This window comes from Streptacidiphilus pinicola (assembly GCF_003258295.1).
In the GTDB taxonomy this organism is placed as follows: domain Bacteria; phylum Actinomycetota; class Actinomycetes; order Streptomycetales; family Streptomycetaceae; genus Streptacidiphilus; species Streptacidiphilus pinicola.
On record NZ_QKYN01000194.1, the window covers coordinates 1 to 5,871 of the forward strand.

Annotated in this window: 6 protein-coding genes; 4 read left to right on the forward strand and 2 right to left on the reverse strand. The window is 74.8% G+C overall.

Annotated elements, in window-relative coordinates:
* Positions 1-34: 34 nt before the first annotated feature.
* Together DN069_RS36030 and DN069_RS36035 are read right to left on the reverse strand one after the other, a co-directional pair.
* Positions 35-730 (reverse strand): TetR/AcrR family transcriptional regulator, encoded by a 696-nt coding sequence (locus tag DN069_RS36030; RefSeq protein ID WP_243640230.1) that lies wholly within the window; start codon positions 728-730, stop codon positions 35-37.
* A complete protein-coding gene (locus DN069_RS36035; protein ID WP_111507473.1) occupies positions 727-1,968 on the reverse strand; it encodes an aromatic ring-hydroxylating oxygenase subunit alpha in 1,242 nt (413 codons plus the stop codon). The genes DN069_RS36030 and DN069_RS36035 overlap by 4 nt, the downstream gene beginning before the upstream one ends.
* Positions 1,969-2,256: 288 nt before the next feature.
* On the opposite strand from DN069_RS36035, the gene DN069_RS36040 reads away from it, so the two are divergent.
* From DN069_RS36040 to DN069_RS36055, 4 genes are all read left to right on the forward strand, one after another.
* Positions 2,257-2,739 carry a hypothetical protein gene (locus tag DN069_RS36040; protein WP_111507474.1) on the forward strand — a complete coding sequence of 161 codons (483 nt, stop codon included), beginning with the start codon at positions 2,257-2,259 and terminating at the stop codon, positions 2,737-2,739.
* Positions 2,736-4,028, forward strand: coding sequence for an NADH-ubiquinone oxidoreductase-F iron-sulfur binding region domain-containing protein (locus tag DN069_RS36045; RefSeq protein WP_111507475.1), 1,293 nt, complete (start codon positions 2,736-2,738; stop codon positions 4,026-4,028). The genes DN069_RS36040 and DN069_RS36045 overlap by 4 nt, the downstream gene beginning before the upstream one ends.
* A gap of 55 nt (positions 4,029-4,083) precedes the next feature.
* Complete coding sequence (locus DN069_RS36050) at positions 4,084-4,275, forward strand: ferredoxin (protein ID WP_111507476.1); 192 nt, start codon at positions 4,084-4,086, stop codon at positions 4,273-4,275.
* 3 nt (positions 4,276-4,278) lie between these two features.
* Positions 4,279-5,871: CoA-binding protein (locus DN069_RS36055; RefSeq protein ID WP_111507477.1), on the forward strand; the 1,593-nt coding region annotated here is incomplete at its 3' end.

Sequence of the window (5,871 nt, forward strand, 5' to 3'; positions counted from 1 at the left end):
GGGAGGGGCGTGGGGGAGGGGAGAAGTGGTGCCGTCAGCCGTGGTGGCCGGCGTGGCCGTTGGGTGTGGCCGGCGGGAACGGGGCGGTGACGCCCAGCTGCGGGGCGACCAGGGACCAGATCTGGTCGCGGGCGTCTGCGACGTCCGTCGCCGAGGAGCCGATCAGGATCCTGGTGCCGTAGCCGTTGGTCAGCGCGATCACCAGATCCGCGAGCCGGCCCACGTCGCACGGACCGAACTCGCCGGCCGCCTGGCCGTCACGGACCACGCCGGCGATCCAGTCGCGCAGGTTGCCGTACAGGTCCCGGGCCACGCCGAGGGAGTCCGCGTCCCGAACGGCGCGCAGGTGCAGCTCCTGCCAGAGCAGGAAGTCGCGGCGCAGCTCCGTGTCGATCGGCAGGCAGGCGTCGATGACGCGGCCCAGCCGCCAGGTGTGGGGGAGCTCGTCCGGCGGCTCGGCGGCGTAGCCCTCGACGCCCGCGTGCTCGTAGGAGAACGCCAGCGCCTCCAGGAAGAGCTTCTCGCGGTTCTCGAAGTGGTAGTGCAGCAGCGCCGAGGAGACCCCGGCCCGCTCCGCCACCATGCGCATCCGGACCTTCTCGAAGCCGACCTCGGCGATCGTCTCGCAGGCCGCGAGCAGGATGACCCGGCGGGTGTGCTCCGTGCGCTCCTCGTGACTGGCGCGGCGTCCCGCCGCGGGCACCGGCACGGGTCGGATCGCGGCGCTCACGCGGTCGCTCCGGGGGTCGCTCCCGGGGTGACGTCCGGGCGCGTCACGTCGACGGCGCCGTCGAGGTCGGCGCGGATCCGCTCCGCGAACCAGCCCACCGCCGATTCGCGGCGCGAGAGCGGGCCGGGCTGGAACCCCGGTGTGCCCAGGCCCTGCTGAACGCGCGCCACCAGCACGGCGTCCTCGTCGTTGGTGATCCAGCCGATCTTGATGTTCAGCCGCCGCGCGAGCGCGGTGCGCAGACCCGAGCCGGGCTTGGCGTAGAAGGCGCCGGGCACCGCCACGCGGTCGGGCGCGGTGGGGATGGCGGTCCAGGCGATCACGTGGTCAGGATAGAAGTCCAGCAGGGTGTTCGGATAGATCATCGCGTAGCGCCAGGTGCGGCGGTCCTCGGCGGTCAGCCCCGGCATCGGGCTGGCCACCTGCTGGTAGAGCCGCTCGATCAGGTTCGAGGAGGGCTTCTCGCGCAGCGGCGACTCGAACAGCGCGTAGGAGTCGTGGAGTTCGCCGGTGTAACGCTGGTAGTCGAGCAGCCGCATCAGCCCGGGATGCGCCACCGGGACGTGGTACCCCTCCAGGTAGTTGTCGACGGCGACCTTCCAGTTGGCGTGCTGCACCTCCGCGCCGGCCAGGTCGTGGATCCGGCCGCGTCCGACGGGCTGCAGCTCCGGCCCGGTGTAGCGGCCGACGGCTTCGGCGAGGCCGGCGCACTGCTCGGCCAGGGGTGTCGCCTGCCCGTCGAGGTTGACGAAGACGAAGCCGAGGAAGGACTCGACCGCCACGGGGAAGAGCCCCAGCTTCGGCTTGTCGAGGCAGGGGATCTGCCGGGCCTCCGGCGCGCCGACCAGGCTGCCGTCGAGGCGGTAGGTCCAGCCGTGGTACGGGCAACGGATCGCCTTCCCGGACGGCTCGGGAGCGGAGACCAGGCGGGTGCCGCGATGGCGGCAGACGTTGAGGTGGGCCCTGATGCCGCCGTCCTCCGTGCGGACCACCAGGACCTCGCGGCCGGCGGCCCAGGCCGTGATCCGGGCGCCCGGGCCCGGCAGGTCCGTCTCGTGGCAGACCAGCTGCCAGCTGCGGGCGAAGACGCGGTCGTGCTCGGCCGTGGCGACGGCCGGATCGGTGTAGTAGCGGGCCGCCAGGCCGGCGGCCACGGGCGGGGCGCCCCCGTCGGGAGCCGGAGCCGGTGGGACGGGCTCGGCGTGCGGGGGACCGGATCGGGTCAGTTCGGACTGCATGGCACTCCTGCTCATCGCGCGGGGCCGGGGGTGGGGCAGAGACTGACTGTCTGCTCAGCGAGCGGTGCGGCAAGGTTGCGCCCTCACGTCCTCGCTGTCAATACTTGCTGACTAACTGGTTGATCAGTACCGTGGCGAGCACGCCGCCCGGCCGACACCGGCGCTCCTGATGTCCCATCCCAGGAGCGGCCCCTCTCCCGGACACGGCGCTTCTCCCCACCTCTCCCACGCGGTCCGGCCCTCACCGGACCTCTCGGCATCGCACCCCGTCCCACCGCGGAGGCAGGCATGCACGGATCCCGCAGGAACGCCTGGCTCGGGCTCACCCCCGAGCCCGAGCGCGAGCTGCCGCACGCGGTGGCCCGCCTGCGCGGCTGGCTCCCCGACGCGGCGGTGCTGGGAACCGCGCCTTCGGTGAACCCGGTCGCGTGCGCGGCCACGGCGGCCGAGCGCCGCCGCGTCGAGCGTCTGATCCTCCACGGCAACCGGCGCAGCTGGCTGGGCTACCTGCGCGAGGTCGCCGAGCTGGTGGCCGACGTCGCGTCCGGAATCGCGCACGGGGAGGGGCCACCGGGCCCGCAGGACGTCGAGGCGGCGCTGGTCGCCGGCGAGGTCGTCCTCGCCCACCACCAGATGCTGATCGGCCTGCCCGGCCCGGCCTACCACCAGGCCGCCGCCGACCGGGCGCTGCTCACCCGTGCCGTCGACCGGCTGCGACGCCTGCAGCCCGGATCGGCCGTCGAACAAGATCCGGAGGCAGGTCCGCGATGACCCTGATCCATATGGCCCCCGGCCGCTCCGCACCCGTGCTCGGCCCGACCCCGAATCAGGTCGAGAGCCTCGCCTGCTACCTCTCCCGGGGCGGATACCGGTCGGACGTCGGGCCGGCGGAGCTGCTGGCCCGTGCCGAGGCCGTCGACCTGCGCGGCCACGGCGGCGCCGGCTTCCCCACGGCGGTCAAGCTGCGCGCGGTGCGCGACGGCGTGGGCACGCCCGTCGTCGTCGCCAACGGCGAGGAGGGCGAGCCGGGCTCGGTGAAGGACCGTTGGCTGCTGCGCGCCCGCCCGCACCTGGTGCTGGACGGCCTCATCCGGGCGGCCCGGATCACCGGCGCCGACCGCGCCTACGTCTACCTCTCCGACGCGGCGGCGGAGCGCGGAGTGCGCGCGGCACTGGCCGAGCGCGATCCGGGCCTGCCCGTGTACGTCGTCCGCACCGAACCCGCCTATGTCGCGGGCGAGGAGAGCGCGGTGGTCCGCTGCATCGACGGCGGACCGGCCCTGCCGAAGGCGAAGCCCCCGCGCGTCTTCGAACACGGCGTCGGCGGCGCGCCGACCCTGGTGTCCAACGTCGAGACGCTGGCGCGTTTGGCCCTGCTGGCGCTGCCGGTCCCGTCGGCAGGCGGGAGCGGCGCGGGCGGCTCGGCGCTGCTCACCCTGTCGGGCACCGCCGGCGCGGCGGTGCTGACGGAGCGGCAGTTCGGTGTGACGCTACGTCAACTGGCCGTGATCCAAGGAACGTTTGATCCATCGGCCGTGCTGATGGGCGGGCTCTTCGGCGGACTTCTCCCGCCCGACGCGCTCGATCTGCCTCTGGACCGGACACGGTTGGCCGAGGGGGGCACCGGTCTCGGCTGCGGGGCGATCCGCTTCCTGGCCCCCGACGAGTGCCCTGTGTCGGTCGCCGCCGACGCCGTGGACTACCTGAGCGTCGAGAGCAGCCGCCAGTGCGGCGTCTGCGTCTCCGGCACCAGGGCGTTGCGGGACACGCTGGTCGCCCTGGCCGACGGCCGCTGCGACGCCGACGGCGTGGTCAAGCTGGCCCGTTGGGCACAGGGCCTGCCCGGACGCGGCGCCTGCGGACTGCTCGACGCCGCCGCACGGCTCGCGGGCACGCTGCTCGCCGGCTTCCCCCACCTGGTCGAGGCCCAGCGGCGCAGCCCCTGTCCGGTCTGCGCCGCCACCCCACCGGACGCCGGTCGCCGTCTGCGCGTGCCCGTCCCCGTTCCGGCCACGGACACCTCCCGCCCGTCGCGGTCCACGCCCGCCTGCGTCGGCTGAGCCCCGCCCCCTACTCCTCCTCCTTTCGTTCCACCGCTCTTCGAAGAGGACCGCCATGAAACTCCACATCGACTCCACCCGATGCCAGGGCTACGGGGAATGCCTGCCGCCCGCCCCCGGACTGATCGACCTCGACGAGTGGGGCTACGCCCGGCTCCTGGTCGTGGAACTGACTGGCGATCAGGAGACCGCCGCCCGTGCGGCCGTCGACGCCTGCCCCAACAGCGCACTCCGACTGGAGCGGTGACCGGTGCCACGCGAACTGAGCCCCCTCTTCGACCCGGCCTCGGTCGCCGTCGTCGGAGCCAGCGACGACCCGGCCAAGTACGGCCACGCCATAGCCGTCCAGGCCCTGCGGGCCGACGGACGACGACCGCTCCACCTGGTCAACCGGCGCGGCGGCAACGTGCTCGGCCGGACCGCCGCCACCAGCCTCGGCGCGATCGGGGAACCCGTGGAGCTGGTCGTGGTGAGCGTCCCGCTGCCGGGCTTCGAGGACGCCGTCGACGAGGCGCTCGCCTGCGGAGCGCGCGCGATCGTGGCCATCACGGCGGGCTTCGCCGAGCTGGGCCCGGAGGGCCTGGCCCGTCAGCGCGCCGTCGCCGAGAAGGTCCGGCAGGCCGGGGCGTTGCTGGTCGGTCCCAACTGCCTCGGCGTCGCCGACAACACCACCGAGCTCTACCTCGCCTCCGACCGGTTCGCCCACGGCGGCGTCGCGCTGCTCAGCCAGAGCGGCAACCTGGCGCTGGAACTCGGGCTCCGCCTCGAACCGCAGGGGCTGGGCTTCTCCCGCTTCGTCTCCCTGGGCAACCAGGCCGACGTGACCCTGGTCGACCTGGTCGAGGACTGCGCCCGACACGACGGCACCCGGGCCATCGCCGTCTACGCCGAGGACTTCGGCGACGGGCGCGCCTTCGCCGAGGCCGCCGCACGGGCCGGCAAGCCCGTCGTGCTGCTCACCGCCGGCCGCGGCGACGCCTCCGCGCGCAGCGCCAAGTCCCACACGGGCGCGCTCACCACCTCCAGCGACGTGGTGCTCGCCGCGTGCCGCGACGCCGGCATCGAGCTGACCCGAACCCCGCGTGAACTCGCCTGCGTGCTGGGCGCCCTGGACGCCGGCCGACGCGCCCGCGGCCGTCGCGTCGCCGTCTTCACCGACGGCGGCGGCCACGGCGCGATCGCCGCCGACGCGGTCGAGGCGGCGGGCCTGTCCGTGCCCGAGCTGTCGGCGTCGCTGCAAGGTGAGTTGAGCGGGCGGCTCTGGGAGCAGTCCGCCGTCGGCAACCCTGTCGACCTGGCCGGCATGGGCGAGCAGGATCCGGCGTCCTACGCCGACACGGTCCAGGCGCTGTTGGACTCCGACGAGGTCGACGCGGTGCTGCTGACCGGCTACTTCGGCGGCTACGCGGCAGCCGAAGGCGGCCTGGGCGGCGGCGCGGGCGGCTCGGACGGCGCGGACGGCGGGCAGGGTGCGGACGGTGCGGGCCTCGCGAACGGTGGGGACACCGCGCACGGCGCGCACAGCTCGGACGGCGCGGGCGGCGCGGACGGCGGGCACGGTGCGGGCGGTGCGGGTGTCGCGAACGGTGGGGACACCGCGCACGGCGCGCACGGCCGGGGCGGTGGGCACGGCCCGCACGGCGCGGAGGGCCCGGGCAGTGGGCTCAGCGCGCTCGGCGCGGCCGAACTGGCGGCCGCGCGGGCGATCGCCGCCGCCGTGCCGGCGTCGGGCAAACCGCTCGTCGTGCAGTCGATGTACCCCGGATCGGTCAGCTGCCGCGCCCTCGCCGCCGTCGGCGTGCCGGTGCACGAGGCGGTCGAGGACGCCGCCCGCGCCCCCCCC

Coding starts and splice junctions, on each gene's coding strand:
- DN069_RS36035 (WP_111507473.1), bottom strand. CDS start 1,968: ATGCAGTCCGAACTGACCCGATCCGGTCCCCCGCACGCCGAGCCCGTC.
- DN069_RS36040 (WP_111507474.1), top strand. CDS start 2,257: ATGCACGGATCCCGCAGGAACGCCTGGCTCGGGCTCACCCCCGAGCCC.
- DN069_RS36045 (WP_111507475.1), top strand. CDS start 2,736: ATGACCCTGATCCATATGGCCCCCGGCCGCTCCGCACCCGTGCTCGGC.
- DN069_RS36050 (WP_111507476.1), top strand. CDS start 4,084: ATGAAACTCCACATCGACTCCACCCGATGCCAGGGCTACGGGGAATGC.